At 71.1% G+C, this 16,403-nt stretch carries 16 protein-coding genes; 1 reads left to right on the top strand and 15 read right to left on the bottom strand.

Going from position 1 to position 16,403, the window contains the following annotated elements; genetic code table 11:
• Positions 1-61: 61 nt before the first annotated feature.
• From ACIRRY_RS38305 to ACIRRY_RS38375, 15 genes are all read right to left on the bottom strand, one after another.
• On the bottom strand, positions 62-1,207 hold the full coding sequence (locus ACIRRY_RS38305; RefSeq protein WP_403982522.1) for a homoserine O-acetyltransferase: 1,146 nt from the start codon (positions 1,205-1,207) through the stop codon (positions 62-64).
• Positions 1,204-2,565: a bifunctional o-acetylhomoserine/o-acetylserine sulfhydrylase gene (locus ACIRRY_RS38310; protein WP_403982409.1), complete on the bottom strand. Its 1,362-nt coding sequence runs from the start codon at positions 2,563-2,565 to the stop codon at positions 1,204-1,206. The genes ACIRRY_RS38305 and ACIRRY_RS38310 overlap by 4 nt, the downstream gene beginning before the upstream one ends.
• Positions 2,566-2,691: 126 nt before the next feature.
• Entirely contained in the window at positions 2,692-2,832 is a 141-nt protein-coding gene (locus tag ACIRRY_RS38315; RefSeq protein WP_403982412.1) for a hypothetical protein, read from the bottom strand.
• 23 nt (positions 2,833-2,855) lie between these two features.
• The gene (ssuE, locus tag ACIRRY_RS38320; protein WP_200677855.1) at positions 2,856-3,413 is read right to left on the bottom strand and encodes an NADPH-dependent FMN reductase; all 558 of its coding nucleotides are present in this window, start codon (positions 3,411-3,413) and stop codon (positions 2,856-2,858) included.
• Positions 3,414-3,469: 56 nt separating this feature from the next.
• Positions 3,470-4,225, bottom strand: coding sequence for an alpha/beta hydrolase (locus ACIRRY_RS38325; protein ID WP_403982415.1), 756 nt, complete (start codon positions 4,223-4,225; stop codon positions 3,470-3,472).
• Position 4,226: 1 nt separating this feature from the next.
• Entirely contained in the window at positions 4,227-5,261 is a 1,035-nt protein-coding gene (locus tag ACIRRY_RS38330) for an LLM class flavin-dependent oxidoreductase (RefSeq protein WP_403982417.1), read from the bottom strand.
• A 20-nt stretch (positions 5,262-5,281) separates the two neighbouring features.
• Positions 5,282-7,018: an FAD-dependent monooxygenase gene (locus ACIRRY_RS38335; protein ID WP_403982420.1), complete on the bottom strand. Its 1,737-nt coding sequence runs from the start codon at positions 7,016-7,018 to the stop codon at positions 5,282-5,284.
• A gap of 36 nt (positions 7,019-7,054) precedes the next feature.
• Positions 7,055-8,395: an LLM class flavin-dependent oxidoreductase gene (locus tag ACIRRY_RS38340; protein WP_403982422.1), complete on the bottom strand. Its 1,341-nt coding sequence runs from the start codon at positions 8,393-8,395 to the stop codon at positions 7,055-7,057.
• Positions 8,396-8,460: 65 nt separating this feature from the next.
• A complete protein-coding gene (locus tag ACIRRY_RS38345; RefSeq protein ID WP_403982425.1) occupies positions 8,461-9,297 on the bottom strand; it encodes an ABC transporter ATP-binding protein in 837 nt (278 codons plus the stop codon).
• Entirely contained in the window at positions 9,294-10,274 is a 981-nt protein-coding gene (locus ACIRRY_RS38350; RefSeq protein WP_403982427.1) for an ABC transporter ATP-binding protein, read from the bottom strand. Before ACIRRY_RS38350 ends, ACIRRY_RS38345 begins: the two co-directional genes overlap by 4 nt.
• Entirely contained in the window at positions 10,274-11,179 is a 906-nt protein-coding gene (locus ACIRRY_RS38355; RefSeq protein ID WP_403982430.1) for an ABC transporter permease, read from the bottom strand. The genes ACIRRY_RS38350 and ACIRRY_RS38355 overlap by 1 nt, the downstream gene beginning before the upstream one ends.
• 2 nt (positions 11,180-11,181) lie before the next feature.
• Positions 11,182-12,213 (bottom strand): ABC transporter permease, encoded by a 1,032-nt coding sequence (locus tag ACIRRY_RS38360; RefSeq protein ID WP_403982432.1) that lies wholly within the window; start codon positions 12,211-12,213, stop codon positions 11,182-11,184.
• A gap of 47 nt (positions 12,214-12,260) precedes the next feature.
• Positions 12,261-13,823: an ABC transporter substrate-binding protein gene (locus ACIRRY_RS38365; RefSeq protein ID WP_403982434.1), complete on the bottom strand. Its 1,563-nt coding sequence runs from the start codon at positions 13,821-13,823 to the stop codon at positions 12,261-12,263.
• A 486-nt stretch (positions 13,824-14,309) separates the two neighbouring features.
• Positions 14,310-15,239: a DsbA family protein gene (locus ACIRRY_RS38370; protein ID WP_403982436.1), complete on the bottom strand. Its 930-nt coding sequence runs from the start codon at positions 15,237-15,239 to the stop codon at positions 14,310-14,312.
• Positions 15,236-15,688, bottom strand: a complete 453-nt coding sequence (locus ACIRRY_RS38375) for an RrF2 family transcriptional regulator (RefSeq protein ID WP_403982438.1) — start codon at positions 15,686-15,688, stop codon at positions 15,236-15,238. The genes ACIRRY_RS38370 and ACIRRY_RS38375 overlap by 4 nt, the downstream gene beginning before the upstream one ends.
• A 152-nt stretch (positions 15,689-15,840) precedes the next feature.
• Here ACIRRY_RS38375 and ACIRRY_RS38380 point away from each other — a divergent pair, with 152 nt between their 5' ends.
• Complete coding sequence (locus tag ACIRRY_RS38380; protein WP_403982440.1) at positions 15,841-16,347, top strand: cupin domain-containing protein; 507 nt, start codon at positions 15,841-15,843, stop codon at positions 16,345-16,347.
• Positions 16,348-16,403: the final 56 nt, after the last annotated feature.

The raw sequence follows: 16,403 nt of genomic DNA on the forward strand, positions 1-16,403 counted from the left end.
GCAGGGAGCGTTGCCCGATCTCCAGGACGTACGGTACACAGCGCGCCCTCAGTAATGCTCCCTAGCCCATGAGTTCGCGCACCAGCCCGCCGACCTGCTCCGTCTCGATCAGGAACCCGTCGTGGCCGTACGGCGACTCGACCACCCGGAGCCGGTCCGCCCCCGGGATCCCCGCCGCCAACTCGGCCTGCTGGGACGGCGGATAGAGTCGGTCGGAGTCCACTCCGGCGACCAGCGTCCGCGCGGTCACCCGGCGCAGCGCCGCGCGCGTGCCGCCGCGATCGCGACCGATGTCGTGGCTGTTCATCGCCTCGGAGAGGGTGACATAGCTGCCCGCGTCGAAACGGCGCGCCAACTTGGCGGCGTGATGGTCGAGATACGACTCCACCTGGTACCGGCCGCCGTTCCACGGGTCCTCCGCACCCTGTGCCGTACGGCCGAAGCGGACCGCCAACTCGGGTTCGCTGCGGTAGGTGACGTGGGCGAGGCGTCGGGCGAGGCCGAGTCCCGCGAGCGGTCCTCGGCCGGTGTCGTGATAGTCGCCGCCGTGCCAGTGCGGATCCGAACGGATCGCGTGGAGCTGGATGTTCGCCCACGCGATCTGCTCGGCGCTCGCCGCGGCGGTGGTGGCGAGCAGCAGGAGCGCGTCCGTCCGCTCCGGGTAGGTCACGGCCCACTCCAGCGCGCGCATCCCGCCCATGGACCCGCCGATCACCAACGCCCAGCGTTCGATGCCCAGTTCGTCCGCCAGTCCGGCTTCCACGGCGACCTGGTCGCGCTGGGTCAGGAACGGGAAGGCCCCGCCCCAATGCCGCCCGTCCGGACGGAGCGAGGACGGCCCGGTACTGCCCTGACAGCCGCCGAGAATGTTCGGCGCGACGACGAACCACCGCTCCGTGTCCAGGACTCGACCGGGCCCGACGAGCGCGTCCCACCAGCCGGGGGTGGGGTGACCGGGCTCGGCGGGTCCGGCGACATGACTGTCGCCGGTGAGCGCGTGCAGCACGAGCACGGCGTTCGAGCGGTCCGGGGCGAGCCGCCCCCAGGTCTCGAACGCCAGCCGTACGCCGGACAGTTCACCGCCCGCTTCGAGCGCGAGCGGCTTCTCCCGGGCGTGCCACTGACGGCGCCCGGGCGGATCCCCCTCCCGCCAGGCCCCGGAGGCCGGCGGAAGGGGAACCGCAGACGGAGTCGGTACGGTGTTCAGGACGCGCCCTTGGCCGCGCGGAACCCGGCCTCCAGGTCGGCCTTCAGATCGGCGAGGTTCTCGATGCCGACGGAGAGTCGCACCAGACCCGGCGAGGTACCCGTCGCCGCCAACTGGGCCTCGTCCAGCTGACTGTGGGTCGTCGACGCGGGGTGGATGATGAGACTGCGTACGTCCCCGATGTTGGCGAGATGGCTGAAGAGTTCCACGGCGTCCACGAAACGCTTGCCGGCCTCGACGCCGTCCCGCAGTTCGAAGGCCAGCACCGCCCCGGCACCGCGCGGAAGGTAGCGCTGTCCCGCCTCGTACCACCTGTTGGACTCAAGTCCCGGATAGTGGACGGCGGCCACCTCGTCGCGCTGCTCCAGCCACTCCGCGAGGGCCTGGGCGTTGGACGAGTGGCGCTCGATACGCAGGCTGAGCGTCTCCACGCCCTGGAGGAGCAGGAACGCGGAGTGCGGCGAGATCGCCGGGCCGAGGTCGCGCAGCAACTGCACGCGCAGCTTGATGGCGAAGGCGCCCGGGCCGAGCGCCGGCCAGTACCGCAGGCCGTGGTAGCTGGGATCCGGCTCGCTGAAGTCGGGGAAGCGCTCGGCGTGCGCGCCGAAGTCGAAGGTGCCGCCGTCGACCACGACACCGGCGATGGTGGTGCCGTGCCCGCCGAGGAACTTCGTCGCCGAGTGGACGACGATGTCGGCGCCGTGCTCGATCGGCCGCAGCAGGTACGGGGTCGGCACGGTGTTGTCGACGATCAGCGGGACGCCCGCCTCGTGCGCGACGTCGGCCACGCCGCGTACGTCGAGGACGTTGCCGCGCGGATTGCCGAGGGTCTCCGCGAACAGGGCCTTCGTGTTCGGGCGGATCGCCGCGCGCCAGGCGTCGAGGTCGTCCGGGTCGTCGACGAAGGACACCTCGATGCCGAACTTCGGCAGGGTGTGGCGGAACAGGTTGTACGTGCCGCCGTACAGGGACGTGCTGGAGACCAGGTGGTCGCCCGCGGACGCCAGCGTGAGGATCGCGAGGGTCTCCGCGGCCTGCCCGGAGGCGAGGGCGACGGCGGCGACTCCGCCTTCGAGGGCGGCGACGCGCTGCTCGAAGACGTCCTGCGTGGGGTTGTGGATGCGGGTGTAGATGTTGCCGGGCTCGGCCAGCGAGAACAGGTCGGCGGCGTGCTGGGTGTCGCGGAAGACGAACGAACTGGTCTGGTAGATCGGCGTCGCCCGCGCCCCGGTCGTCGGGTCCGGCGCGGCACCGGCGTGGATCTGCTTGGTCTCGAAGGACCAGGCCGAGGTGTCCGGACCTGCGGGCTCGTCCTCGGGCGTGTGGCCCCCGGTGACGGAGTCGATGGGCTGGCTCATGGTTCTCCCTTGTGCGGCGTGCGTGTGCGGGGTGCAGGGTCGATCGGGAACCGCGGGGCCGCGTGCCGCACCCGGACAGGGCGGCGGACGGCGGGATGCGGCGAGGCGGGGAAGGGGAGCGGGGCGTCAGCTCACGGCGGAACAGGCCATGGTGGTGACACGCACATAGTCGACGTGGCGACGGGTCACGAGCACGGTCATGCAGTGAGCGAACCACAGCCGGTCATAGAGGACCAGCGGCACAAGGGGGCCGAACACGACTGCCATATCCACACCGTCGCCGACCCCGTTCACCCCGTGGACGCGAGCACCGCTGTACGCCCTCCGAGCGCTCGGGAGAAGTGATCCGTGACCTGCTCCAGCGCCGTGGCCGTGGCGGAGGCGACGGTCAGCGAGCCGTCCTCGCCGACCGTGATGTCCTTGTCGAGCGTGAACCACCCCGGCACGATGTGCGAGGGCCCCATGGAACTCAGCACCGGACGCAACGCGTAGTCGATCGCCAGCACATGGGCCGTACTGCCGCCCGTGGCCAGCGGCAGGACCGTCTTCCCGGTCAGCGCGTACTGCGGGAGCAGATCGAGGAGCGACTTCAACAGGCCCGAGTAGGCGGCCTTGTAGATCGGCGTACCGATCACCACGCCGTCCGCCTGCTCGAACAACGCCGTGGCGGCGGCGATCGCCGGATGCCCGAAGTCGGCGCCCAGCAACGCCTGCGCGGGCAGCGTGCGCACCTCCAGCGGGGTCACGTCATGGCCCTGGCGGCGGAGCCGGTCGTCCAGGTGACGCAGGAGTCGGGTGGTGCGGGAGGTGGGGGAGGGGCTTCCGGAGACGGACAGGATCGAGGCCATGACGGGACCTTTCGAGGTCGGGGTTCAGACGGCGTACCGGGTCGGCGGAGGGACACTCACCAGGCGCTCGACCGCACCGTGACCAGCGGCCGCAGCTCGTTGCGCAGGGTCTCCAGGAAGGTGACGGCCTCGGCGGCCACCGAGCGGTGTTGGAGGTCGTTGAGCACGTCGTGGTGAGCGCCGTGCACGACCGAAAGCCGGGCCTTTGCAAGGGACTTGGCGGTGTGCGCGAGCGCCTCGTGGTCCGCGAGGGGGTCCGCGTCGCCGACGAGGAGCAGGACGGGGACGGCGGTCTCACTGTCGTAGGCGGCGGCGAGCACGGCCTCCGGCACGGCGTCGTCGAGCGAGCCGCGCCGCACCTCGGGGTCCTGGGTGAGGTTGCCCCGGTGGGCGGGGCAGGAGGTGCGGACGTCGAGTTCCTCGTCCCAGGTGCCGGCCGTCGCGGTGGTGCCGGGGGCCTGCCCGGGCAGGCCAGCGAGGACCACGGCGTCGGGCGGAGTGGCGAGTGCCTGACCGAGCAGCGCGGCTACGGCGGCTGCGCCCGAGTCGGCTCCGACGAGGACGAGGGGCCGTACGACACCGTTCTCGGCGGCCGTGTCCTCGGCGGCTTCGGCGAGGCGGGTGGCGAGGGCGGTCAGGTCCTCGGTGTCCAGGTCGGGGGCGTCGACGACGCGGACCCGGTAGGCGTCGGCGGCGAGCCGCCTGCCGAAGCGGGTGTACGTGGCCTGCGTCTCGCCACGGCCGGGGACGACGATGATCGTGCCCCGGACGAGAAGGCCCTCGGGGCCGAAGTAGTCGGTGTACTGGGTCATTTCACACTCCTGCTGATGCGGGTTCGGCCGCCCGCGTGGGCTTCCAGCCCAACGCGGGTGCCACTTCGGTGGCGATGAGTTCGAGGGCGCGGACGGCGGCGTCGTGGTCGGGGACCGCGGGGTTGAACTGGGTGATCAGGTCCGTCGCGACGGGCAGCACCCGCTCCTGCCCGAGCGCCGCGACGATCTCCTCCGGGTGGCCGTAGAAGGAGTGGAAGCGGCGCAACGCCTCGTCCTGGTCGAGGTCCTTGGGGAACGCGCCGTGCTCCGCCATGCGCAGCGCCGCCCGGTGGACGTCGTCGCCGATCGCCGCGAGCGCCGTACGCCGGTCCTTGGCGGGGAACACGAAGCGCGAGAGGCCGATGCGCGGTGCGTGCGGCTGGTTCCAGGTGGCCAAGTAGGCGTCGGCCCAGGGACGTTGGACCTCGTCGGTGGGGGCGTCGAAGCCGTAGGCCGCGCGGTTGAGCAGTAGATTCGAACCGTTCTGCGCGGCGAACTCGGCGCCCTGCGCGCTGAACACCCCTTGCCAGACACGGTCGTTGAAGTCGCCCGGCCGGGGCTGGATACGGAAGCCGGGCGTGCCCACCTCGCGACGGTCCAGGGCCTGGCGCACGATGTCGAGGTTCTCGCTGGTCAGTTCACGCTTGCGGGCCACGTCCTTGCCGAACGCCGCGTACTCCACCTCGCTCGATCCGCTGCCCGCGCCGAACTCCACGCGGCCCCCGCTGAGCGTGTCGACGGTGGCGATGTCCTCGGCGAGCCGGACCGGATCCTCCAGCGGAAGGACGGTGATCGCGGTGCCGAGCCGGATGCGAGTGGTACGGGCCGCCGCGTGGGCGAGGAAGGTCCACGGGGAAGACAGCCCGCCGCCCCCGAGGGGGACGTGGTGCTGGGCGACCCAGCCGACGTCGAAGCCCAACTCGTCTGCCACGACGAAGAGTTCCTGCGCGTTGCGGTAGGTGCGGGCGATGTCGTCGTCGCGGCCTTGGACGTGGGTGAGGAAACCGAGCCGGAAGCGTGGTCTCTCGCTCGTCATGGGGTGATGGCCTTTCGGTGTCAGGCTGCGGTGGAGACCGGGGTGGGTGTGCGCGCCGCCGTGGCCCCGGCCTGTCCCAGCACCTGGTCGAGTACGGCGGCGGCGCCCGCGTCGGGCAGTCGGGTACCGCGCCAGACGACGTGCTGGTCCGGGCGGATCAGGACGTTGGTCGTGCCGTAGACGGCCCGCGCCGCCGGGTCCGTGAGGTGGACGACCGTGAACGGCAGCCCGCGCGTGGCGACTTCGGCGGCGAAGGCCCGCTCGACGGTGCGGTCCTCGGTGAGGACGAGCAGGCCGAACGAGGTGCCGAGGCGGTCGTAGAGGGTGCCGCCGCTCGGGTCGACGGGGCCGTCCGGCGCACGGTGACCCGGGCGCGGGTCGTCCTCGTACACGTCGGCGCGCCAGGGCTGTTCGGCGTCGAGCTGGCCGGGTTCGTACCAGACGACCGCCGAGGCGTCGTACCGCTCGTCGAAGGCGACCCCGTCACTGCCGAAACGGTCCCGGCGCAGCCGCGCGCCGATCTCCGCCCGTCGCCGTACGGCGTCCTCCCCGAGGTCCGTGTCGTCGGGAATCCCGCCGGCCCGGATCTCGGCCAGGGTGGCCTGCGAGCGCCGCGCCCGCTCCAACGAGTGCTCGGCGACACGCCAGTTGTGCGGGCGGCGCTCCTGGTCGTAGGAGTCGAGCAGACTCGCCGGGGCGTGCCCGTCGAGCACCGCCGCCAACTTCCAGCCCAGGTTGACGACATCGCCGATGCCCTCGCCCAAGTTGCCGCCGGGCGTGCGCACATGGGCGGCGTCACCGGCGAGCAGGACCCGGCCGCGGCGGAACGTCTCCGCGATCCGGGTGGCGTGGTAGAAGGTCGTCGCGGACACCAGCTCGAGATCGACGTCCAGACCGAACGCGGCCCGCCCGACGTCCAGCAACTCGCCCTCGCTGGGCTCGTGTTCGAGCGGGTACGGCCCGGCGTACACCCGCCATTCCCGTGCGCTCACGGCGGCGAGGAAGCCGGACGCGTGCGCGTTGACCACGATGTTCGTCGCACTCGGCGCAGGTCCGACCCGGTCCGCGATGTCGCCGGTGCGGACGATGAGCCGCAGCCGCTTCTCGGTGGCGTGCTCGCCCGTGCGGTCGATGCCGGCGAGGCGCCGGGTGGTGCTGCTGCCTCCGTCGGTGCCCAGGACGTAGGCGGCCCGAACGGTGTGCGAGCGCCCGGAGTCGACCTCCACGACCTTCGCGTCGACGCCGTCCTCGTCCTCGTGGAGATCGGTCAGCTCCCAACCGCCACAGACGCTGACGCCCTGTTCTGCCAGATGGTCGAGGAACACCCGCTGGAACACGGTCTGCGGGCGGCGCAGCGCCTCGTCGGCGGAGTGCCCGGCGGTACTCGCCCGGTCGGTGAACGACGGGGCGGGCACCGGCACCAGCTCGTGCCCGGCGAGGGAGGTGACCAGCCGGGTGCCCCGGTGCCACTCCGGCGGGTACGTCCACGCGTCCCGGACGCGCTGGAGCAGTCCCCAGCGCCGCAGATGCTCCACGACACGCGGGGTGTGGCCCATCGCGCCGGCCCGTACCAGCGTCGCGGCCGGGGCGCGTTCGACGACGGCGACCTCGACGCCCCGCGAGGTGAGTTCGACGGCCGCCGCGAGGCCGACCGGGCCGGCGCCGACGACGAGGACGTCGACGGTCGCCGGGGGAGTGGCGGCGGGGAAGCGGACGGTGTGGACGTCACGGCCCCCCGTCGCCGACAGTTCGCTCATCGCGTGGCCTCGATCAGTTCGGTCATCGCGTGGCCCTCAGTCGTTCACGAGCTGGCGCTCGCGGGAGTGGCGGTTGGTGGGGATCGGCAGGCCGAGGTTGCCGCGCAGGGTGTCAGACGTGTACTCGGTGCGGAACAGGCCGCGCTTCTGCAGGATCGGGACGACACTGTCGACGAAGTAGTTCAGCTCGTCCTCGGTGCGGAAGGCGAGGTTGAAGCCGTCGAGAGCGCGGGCGTCGAACCACTGCTGGATGGTGTCGGCCACGGTCCCCGGGTCTCCGACGAACGGCGACTGACGGAACTGGTTGACGGTCTCGGCCACTTGACGCAGCGTCAGCTTCTCGGTCCTGGCCCGTTCGATGAGCTGCGTGGCACCCGTGCGTCCGCCCTTCTCGGCCAGGTGGGCGACATCGGGGAAGGGCGCGTCCAGGTCGTGCACGCTGAAGTCGTACGCCCCGAAGGAACGGCCGAGCAGCGCCAGGTTGCGGCCGAAGTCGTCGTCCTCCTCGAAGATCTCCCGCTCGCGACGGCGGGCCGCCTCGTCGGTGGCGGCGACGACCGGGCCGCCGTGGATGAGGATCTTGACGTGCTCGGGGTCGCGGCCGTAGGCGGCCGCGCGCTTCTTGACGTCGGCGTAGTAGTCCCGTGAGGACTCCAGGGTGCCCCCGGGTGCGAAGATGCCCTCGGCGACCTGCGCGGCGAGATCACGGCCCTCCTCGGACACCCCGGCCTGGAAGATCACCGGCTGGCCCTGCGGGGAGCGGGAGAGGTTCAGCGGGCCCGCGATCTTGAAGTGCTCACCCGCGTGGTTGAGTTCGTGCAGCTTGGCCGGGTCGAGGAACACGCCCCGCTCGACGTCGGCCGGGAACGCGTCGTCCTCGTACGAGTCCCACAGTCCCCGCGCGGCCTGCACGAACTCCAGGGCGCGGCCGTAGCGGGTGGCGTAGTCGAGGTGCTCGTCGAGCCCGAAGTTCCGCGCGGTGCCGGTGTCGAAGCTGGTCACCACGTTCCAGCCGGCCCGGCCGTTGCTGATGTGGTCGAGCGAGGCGAAGCGGCGGGCGAGGTTGAAGGGCGAGTTGTACGTCGAACTCGCCGTGCCCACCAGGCCGAGGTGCTTGGTGTGGGTGGCGACGGCCGACAACAGGGTCAGCGGTTCCAGGCGGTTGAGATAGTGCGCCGGGTAGGTGGAGTTGATGAACTGGCTGTCGACGATGAACAGGGCGTCGAACAGGGCGTGTTCGGCCGCCTGCGCCAGCCGGATGTAGTAGTTGATGTCGATGCTGGCGTTCTTCGCGACGCGCGGGTCCTTCCACAGACCGTGCTGGCCGGGACCGCCGACGCCGTAGGGGTGGAGGGCGAGGTGGAGCGTGCGGGACATGGCTGTTCCTGTTCTGTCAGGGGAAGTCGAGGGAGCGTCAGGCGCGCGGGTGTCGGGTGTGTGTGTCAGGCGTGCAGTAGGGCGCGCAGGGCCTCGCGTTCGGCGCGGTCGGCCGCCGCGCTGTGCAGGGTCGGCGCGGAGCGGACGAGCAGGCGCGTGTAAGGGTGCTGAGGCTGGTTGATGACATCGCCGGTGGCGCCGACCTCGACCAACTCGCCCTGGTAGAGGACGGCGATGCGGTCGGCGACCCCGGCGACGGAGCCGAGGTCGTGGGAGATGAAGACGAGGGCGACGCCGTCGGCGCGGAGTTCCTTGAGGATCTGGAGGATCTGTACGCGGTTGGCCGAGTCGAGCGCGCTGACCGGCTCGTCGAGGATGACGAGGCGCGGTTCGGTCACCAACGCCCGTGCCACCGCGACGCGTTGACGCTGGCCACCGGACAACTCGCCCGGCAGCCGGTCGAGCAGCTCCTCGTCGAGCCGGACCCGGTCGAGGAACGCGCGCACCCGCGTCGCGGCCTCCTGCTTGGACACGCCCTGGATGAGCAGCGGTTCGGCCAGGGACGTCTCGACCGTCACGTCCGGGTCGAGGCTGCGCAGCGGGTCCTGGAAGACGTACTGGATCACACCCCGGCGCCGCAGCGCGCGCCACTGGCGATGGCCGTACGCGCCGACCTCCTCGCCGTCGATCACGATCGACCCGGCCGAGGCGCCCACCAGACCGAGCGCGGCCCGTGCGAGCGTCGACTTGCCGGAGCCGGTCTCGCCGATGATCCCGACGGTCTCGCCCGCCGCGATGCTCAGCGAGACACCGTTCAGGGCCTGACGGCGGCGTCGGCGCAGGCCGTAGTGCACGTCCAGGTCGGTTATCTCAAGGACGGGGCCGGCGGATTCCCCGCTCATGAGTCCTCCTCAACTGTGTTCACGGCGGCGACGGTTGCCGTGGGCTCTAGGGCTTCCAGCGCGTCCGCGCCGAGGAACTTGTCCAGGCCGTACTGCTCGTGCTCGGCGATCAGCAGCCGGGTGTACTCGTGCTGCGGGTTGTGCAGCACCTCGTGCGTCGGGCCCTGTTCGACCACCTCGCCCTGCCGCATGACGAGGACCTCGTCGCAGAGCTGGGCGACGACGGCCAGGTCGTGGGAGACCAGGACCAGGGCAAGGCCGGTGCGTTCGCGCAGATCGGCCAGCAGGTCGAGGATCTCCGCCTGGACGGTGACGTCGAGCGCGGTGGTGGCCTCGTCGGCGATGAGGATGCGCGGGTCGGCGGCGATCGCGGCCGCGATGAGGACCCGTTGGAGCATGCCGCCGGAGAGCTCGAAGGTGTACTGGGTGTAAACCAGCTCCGGGTCGCGCAGATGCACCGCGTGGAGCAGCTCGATCGCCTGGCGGCGCGCGTCGCGGCGCTTGAGGCCCTTCTTGACGCGGAGCACCTCGGCGATCTGTGCGCCCACGCGGATCGAGGGGTTGAGATACGACGCCGGGTCCTGGAAGACGGCGCTGATCGTGGCGCCGCGCAGGGCCGTCCACTGGGCCGACGTGAAGCCGGAGATGTCCTGGCCGTCGATCTCGATCGAGCCCGCGGTGACCTCGAAGTGGGCGGGCAGGATACCCAGCGTGGCCCGGCAGGTGAGGGTCTTGCCGCTGCCGGACTCGCCGACGATGCCGACCGAACTGCCGGGTGTGAGCGTGAAGCTGACGCCGTGGACGATCTCCTGTCCGGCGGCCCGGTCGCTGATGCGTACGTCGCGGACGGACAGCACGGGCGTCGAAGTGCCTGGGCGGTGTCCGGGCTCGGCGGCCGTACCGGTGCCGGTCTCCTCGGCCACGGTCGCGGTGGGGCGCTCGGCCTCGGTGAGGACTTTCTCGGAGAGAGTTGCCATCACGCACCTCCGGCGTGGACGTGAGCGAGGTCGGCATCGGAGTCGGTCGCGGCGAGCCGATTCGCGCGCGCCTTGCGGTTGTTGACCAGGGCGCGGCCCGCCTCGCCGGAGACGTCACGGATCGCGTCGGCGAGGAGGTTGCAGGCCCAGACGGTGATCATGATCAGCAGGGCGGGCACCAGCGGCGCCCACGGCTTCTGGGTGAGGTAGCCGAGGTCCGAGGCGAGCAGTCCGCCCCAGGTGGGCGCGGGTGGCTGGACGCCGATCCCCAGGAAGGTCAGGGACGAGACGATGACGAAGCCGACGCCGATGGTCTGGGCGAGCGCGACCGCGATCGGCGGGAGCACCTTGACCCAGACGTGCCGGCGGACGACCCACCCGATGGAGGCGCCGGAGATGAGCGCCGCCTCCACGTACGGCGACCGGGCCACGGCCAGGGTGGCGGCGCGGGCCACCCGGTAGAACAGCGGGGACACGAGCACCCCGGTGACCAGCATCGCCTGTGTGATGCCGTTGCCGAGCAGCGCGACCACGGCGACGGCGAACAGCAGGAAGGGCAGCGCGACCAGCGTGTCGGTCAGCCGCAGGGTGACCCACTCGAAGACCCGCCCGAGGTAGACGGACAGGATGCCGGGAATCGCGCCGACCCCCAGTGCCGTGAGGGCGACTTCGAGGGCGCCGAGCACGCTGACCCGGGAGCCGTCGAGCAGTCGGCTCAGCACATCGCGGCCGAGATAGTCCGTGCCCAGCCAGTGGCTGCCCGAGGAACCGGCGAGGGTGTCGGAGCTGGTGGCCAGCGGGTCGTGCGGGGCGATGACCGGGCCGAGGAGGGCGAGGAGGGCGATCAGGGTCAGGATCACCAGGGCGATCCGGCCGGACGTCAGGGAGAGCACGCGGCGTCCCATGGTCACACCCCCCGCTGCGAGGCCGGCGTCACGCGTGCCAGCACCAGGTTGACGATCAGGTTGAAGACGACGACCAGGACGATCGACACCACGAGGACTCCCTGCACGGCCGGTACGTCACCGGCCTGCGCGGAGTCGTTCGCGAAGCGGCCGAAGCCCTGGAGCCCGAAGATCCACTCGGTGACGACGGAGGCGCCGACCAGAGTCGGGAACTTCAGACCGAGCGTGGCGAGCGCCGGGCCGAGGCCGTTGCGCAGCACATGCCCGAAGAAGATCCGCCGTGGACTCAGTCCCCGTACCACCGCGCCCGTCACGTAGTTCTCGCGATAGGCGGCGATGAGGCTGGAGCGCAGTTGGCGGGCGACGTCGGCGACGACGTCGAAGCTCAACGCGACGGCGGGCAGGGTGATATGGGCGAGCCAGGGACCGAACCCCTGCGCCGCCGGGATGTATCCGGCGGACGGGAACACATGCAGTCCCACCGCGAACACCGCGACCAGCACGATGCCGACGACGAAGGCCGGCATCACCGAGATCACCGTGACGAAGCCCGTGATCGCGCGGTCGATCCACGTCGTGCGGCGCAGCGCGGCGAGTGTGCCGAGACCGAAGCCCGCGACCACGCCGATGAGCAGCGCGAAGAAGGCCACCGACAGACTCACGCCCAGGCCGAGGCCGATGAGGGTGGAGATGTCCGCGCCGTTGGTCCAACTGGTGCCGAGCTGTCCGTGCAGGACGCCGCCCAGCCAGTCCACGTACTGCACGAGGAAGGGCCGGTTGAGGCCCCACTGTGCTTCGACTCTGGCTACCGCTTCGGGAGTTGCTTCCTCGCCCAGCTGGATCCGCGCCGGGCTGAGCCCGCTCAGTGACCGCAGCGCGAACGTCACGAACGTCGCGACCAGGAACACGGGCACGAAGATCGCGATCGACCGGGCGAGGGTGACCAGGACGCGGCCCAGCGTGCGCCGCGCCCCGGTCGTGGCGCCCCGATGACGGACGTCGGGTGATGTGGCCGGTGCCTCCGTCGTCGTCATGGCTTGCCCCCTCTCTGTAGTGACTCTGTCTGGAAGTTGACGGAGTGTCAGTTGCTGCCGGAGATGGTCACGCCGGTCCAGTCGATGTGGGCCGGGTTCTTGGGCAGGGCGGAGATGGACTTGCTCTTGGCGATGAGGTTGGGCGAGGAGTAGGTGAAGACCAGTGCCTTGCTCTGCAGGCCGGCCCGGGTCGCCGCCTGGAGGACCGTCGTGTAGTCGGGCGAGTCCAGCGGGGTCTGGCGGACCTTGGCGATGGCCGCCTCGAAGCCCGAAGGCTCGTACGGCGAGCTGAGGTTGAGCGGGCCGTTCGGACCGAAGTGCGCGGTCAGCGTCTGCGCCGCGGAGTCACGCCCCGTGGTCCCGTACAGGGAGAACGTCAGGTCCTTGGCGAAGAACGGCGTGGCCCAGTTCTTGTCGACCTTGATGGTGACGGTGATGCCGACCTTCGCCAACTGCGCCTGGACGATCTCCGCTTGGGGATCCTCGGCCGGGATGACGAGGTTCAGCTTGATCTGGCCCGACTTGTAACCGGCCTCGGACAGCAGCTGCTTCGACTTGGCCGGGTCGTAGGCGTAGTCGTTCGCGGACTGCGGGTCGTAGGCCACATAGCCCTTGGGGAAGGGCTGGTTGGTCGCCGAGCCGTAGCCGAAGGTCAGCTTGTCCACGAACTCCTGGCGGTTGATCGCGTAGCGGACCGCGTCCACGACCTTGGCGTTGTTGAACGGCGCCTTGTTGACGTTCAGGCTCAGGTTGGCGGCGTTGAAGCCGGGCTGGACGAAGACGTCGAGGCCGGCCTTCTTCGCGGCCTCGGCCTGACTGGGCGCGATGTCGGCGAAGTTGTAGACGCCGGTCTGGAGTCCGGAGACGACCGTCGCCGCGTCGGGGGCCGAGGTCAGCTCCACGTTGTCGATGTGGATGTCCTTGGCGTCCCAGTAGTCCGGGTTCTTCTTCAGGAGGACCTTGGTGCCCGGGACGAGCTGCGTGACGATGAACGGACCCGCGCCGACCGGGCTCTGGTCCAGCTTGGTCGGGGACGCGGCCGCCTTGGGGCTGGCTATCTGGAGCACGCGCTCGCCGAGGAGCTGGGGGATCTGGTAGTCGACCTGGCTGAGGTGGAGCACCGCGTCGAGCCCGTTGGCGTCCACCGACTTGATGGAGGTGAGGTCGCCGAAGAGCGCGGAGTTCTTCTGCTTCTGGGCGCGGACGATCGCGGCCTTCACTGCGGTCGCGTCGACCGGAGTACCGTCGCTGAACTTGAGTCCGGAGCGCAGGTGGAAGGTGATCTGGTCGCCCTTGGCGTTGTACTCCCAGCTCTTGGCCAGGTCGGGCACGGCCTTGCCGGTCGCGTCCGTGCGGGTCAACGAGGCGTAGACCAGGGCGAGTTCGCGGAACTGGGCGCCACTGCCGCTGACGACCGGGTCCCAGTGGGTGGGGAAGTAGGAGGAGGCCCACTTCAGCGTGGCGCTGCCGCCGGCCGTCGAGGCGTCGCCGCCGCAGGCGCTGAGGGCGGGGACGAGCACGGTGGCGAGGGCGGTCCCCAGGGCGGCGGCGCGCAGCCGGCCGGAGCGGAGGGCCGACCGGGGTCTGCGAGGCGTGAGTCGTCCGGACATCTTGATTTCTTTCTTCGAGGGCTCCCGGCCGCGCCGGGGCAGCGGAAGGAGAGCGAGGGCGGCTGACCCGAGGGGCCGGACACCGCTGACCGGGACGGGAGACATGCCGATGCGGCTTCGAGGCGCACGGAGGCATGCCGCGCCCAGGACATGAGGCGTCGGCGGAGCACGGGGGAGAACCGGGATACGGAGGCGGAGAGACGGCGACGAAGCGCGAAGGGAGCGGCGCGGGAAGACGGGCGCCGGTCGGCGAGGCGGTGGGGCGCCGATGCCTACGGGAGCGGGGTCAGGCGCCTGTGGGCCGGGGGCGGCGGGTCAGCGACAGAGAGCGCTACAGGTGCGCCGCAGGTCCACGTAGCGGCACACCACACCGGGGTGCGTCGTGAGCATGCTGCACATCCTGGGGCCAGCCGTCCGGGACTGTCAATGGACACCAATTGGTGTCTCATTGGGCGGGACGGTCTCTGACCGCTGATCAGAGCCCTGTCAGGGCCCGGAGGAAGGAGCGGGGGGCACGGCGGGACGCGCCGCGGCCTCCTCCGGGTGCAGCCACAGCGGCCCGTTGCCGGTGTCGACCCGGACGGCGCCCGCCGGAGGCCACGAGCCCCCGTCGGTCAGCAGCGCGCGCTCCGGATCGGTCAGGGTCCGGTACCGCGCGAGCGCGTCCGCCGGGGTCGGAGTCCTGTGCGCGGGCAGCAGTGCGGGGCTGAGTTCGATGACGGCGGAGACGTACTCCTCGTACGGCCGCCAGCCGGGTACGACACGGTGCTCGGTGGCGGTGCGCAGGAGCAACGTCGGCAGCGCGTACCGGTGTTGGCCGTCCGGGGTCTCCTTGGCGGTGCCCGGATGGGGCGAGGTGCCGGCGCGCACCGACAGCACCTCCGCGATCGGCCTGCGCGCCTCGGCACGGTCGGCTCGCACCCGCTCCAGTACGTCGGCCGACGCCGCGTCGGCCGCGAGCCTGCCGGCATCGAGGCCGGGCACGCCGGACACCGCGGACAGGGCCGACCCGGGGGTGTCCGCGGGCTCCCCGAGCACGAACACGCTCTCCCGCAGCCGCCGTAGCACCCGGTCGGCGACCTCCGTGCCCTGGGCCTCGGCCGCCTTGGCGACCAGGGAGGCCGGCCAGGAACTCGCGGCCACACGGCTGAGGTGACGTGCTCGCGGTGCGTGCGTGTGGGCGCTGATGTCCTGGACGTAGCGCGCGTACCAGGCGGTCTCGGCTGCGGAGTCGGGCGCGGGGTCGTCGTCGTGGTCGAAGAGGATGCAGTACACGCGACGCCAGTGGACGCGGTCCGCGAGGACCGCGCGCAGCCTGCGGAACACGGGCTCGGATCCCCAGGCCCAGGGACACAGGGGGTCGGTGTACTCGACGACTTCGAGGAGTCGGGCGGTGTGCCGGTCCGGGGCCGTCATGCGGCTCCCCGGCGGCTCAACTGCTCGTCCGCCGCGTGGTGTTCGTCGGTCGTGGCGGGCAGCAGCGTGGCCAGGGTCGTGCCGCCCAGGACGGCGGCGGCGTCCGCCTCGATCTGGCGCCACACCCCGGGCAGACCGCCCGCCGGACCGGGGTAGTCGAGCCCGGCCAGCGGTTCGCCGCGCAGGGTGATCAACTCACCGTCCACAGCGCGGGCGACATCGAGGAGCGTGATCTCGTGGGCGGGCCGGCCGAGCCAGTAGCCGCCCTCGCAGCCACGCTGGCTGCGCACCAGACCGGCTCGGCGCAACTCGCCCACCACGGACTTCAGGAACCGGAACGGGATCTGCTGCGAGGAGGCGATCGCCTCGCACGTGAGCGGACGGGCAGGTTCGCAGGCGAGCTCCAACAGGGCCCGCGTGGCGTAGTCCGCCTTCGCGGAGATATGCATACGCACATAATGCCCGACGCGGCCCGGGTCGGGAGCGCTTCCGGCGCTTCTCCCCGCATGCTCCCCTCGTACATTGCGGGAACATTGCCGCAGGTGAAGGACAATGGACACCTCTTGACATCCTTTTCGGAGCGGCTCTAGCGTCCCCAACCATGAGCGAGCCGTTGACAACCCCCGGCGAAGGTTTCCACCCCCATCTCCACGACGCCGCAGGGCAGTCGACATCCTCCCTGCGCAGTCGCCTGCACCACATCCGCGCCGAAGCCCTCGACGGTGACACGGCGCAGAGCGGCGGCATGCGCAGGTTCGCCGCGGTGAGCGGCAGGACGGTCGGCTCCGACAAACTGTGGATGGGCCAGACCCACGTGGCGCCCTCCACCTCCTCCTCCGACCACCACCACGGCGAGTCCGAGACCGCCATCTACGTGGTGAGCGGACACCCCGAGTTCGTCTTCCTCGACGACACGGGCGCACAACCGGAGGAAGTACGCCTGCGCACCTCGCCCGGCGACTACATCTTCGTCCCGCCGTTCGTGCCCCACCGCGAGGAGAACCCGGACGCCGCCGACGAGGCCGTGGTGGTGATCGCGCGCAGCACACAGGAGGCGATCGTGGTGAACCTTCCGGGGCTGTACGTGCTGGGGGCCGAGGAGCACTGACGGGTGCGGGTACTGCGGAAATTCGCTCGCGGTGCGGGCGGAACGGGCTGAGACTC

Source organism: Streptomyces sp. NPDC101776, assembly GCF_044766845.1.
Classification (GTDB): domain Bacteria; phylum Actinomycetota; class Actinomycetes; order Streptomycetales; family Streptomycetaceae; genus Streptomyces.